At 23.5% G+C, this 1,044-nt stretch carries 1 protein-coding gene; it reads right to left on the bottom strand.

Going from position 1 to position 1,044, the window contains the following annotated elements; genetic code table 11:
- Nucleotides 1-348: 348 nt before the first annotated feature.
- The coding region (locus tag ACYUEW_RS18945) for a GNAT family N-acetyltransferase (RefSeq protein ID WP_460277706.1) at nucleotides 349-1,044 on the bottom strand (696 nt) is incomplete at its 5' end.

Genomic DNA, 1,044 nt, shown 5'->3' with positions numbered 1-1,044 from the left:
AGGTTTATTACCTTATCTTACTGGCTGTTACAAGAATGTTTCTTGTTAATTCTCTGTTTAATTTTCAAAGACCACATCGCCTCAGCGACTTTTATATCTTATCAAATTTGTTGTTCTTTGTCAAGAACTTTTTTCAAATTTGTTTTTGTTGTATTTATCATAACTGAAAAATAACAACTATCTTTGTTTCTTTTAATTTTCAGAACCAAAGAACAGTTGTTATTATATCATATATATTGTGGCTGTTTAATGTTGAACATTCCTTTATATAAATTTAAATCTAACTTTTCTTTTAAATACTCTAATTAACTAAAAATAACTATATATGATACGCCTAGCATAGTTTATTTATATATTATTATTTACTATATAATAAGTAACATGATCCTGCCATTTTCCATCTATATATAAGTATTTTTCATTTATACCTAGCTTTTTGAATCCGCAAGCTTCCAATACTTTTTGAGATCTAATATTATCTATTAAGGTTGAAGCTTCTATTCTATGTATATCAATTTCATTAAATGTATAATCTATCAATAATTTAAGTGCTTCCTTCATATATCCATTTCCTTGGAAATTTTTGTCTATTGAATATCCTACAATGCAATTTTTAAATATGCCCATTATTATATTTGATATCTTTATTTTACCTATAAATTTTTCATCTTTATATATACCAAATTCTAAGCTATTTCCATTTAAATATTGTTTATATGAATCCATTAATAAATCCCTTTGCCCTTTTAAAGTATAAAAAGTTTTATCTCGTGTGGGTTCATAGTTTTTTAGATGCCTTTCATTTCTTATATAATAATCTAATAATTCTTGTGCATTTATAGGCGTTAATAGCTTTAAGCTTATATTTTTCCCTTCTATACTTAATTCTTTATATAAATTAGCTTTCCTAAAAGTATCTATGTCTAATCCAAATAAAAATTCACTAGTTTTTATACCATCTATTAATCTACTATCATTTATAATTCCTTCTAAATAAAATCCATATTCTATAAAAACATTTGTATTCATATTTTCATTTATTAT

Source organism: Clostridium sp. CTA-1, from assembly GCF_054768215.1.
The sequence above is the reverse complement of the archived record's forward strand: the minus strand, read 5'-3'. Positions and strand labels throughout refer to the sequence as shown.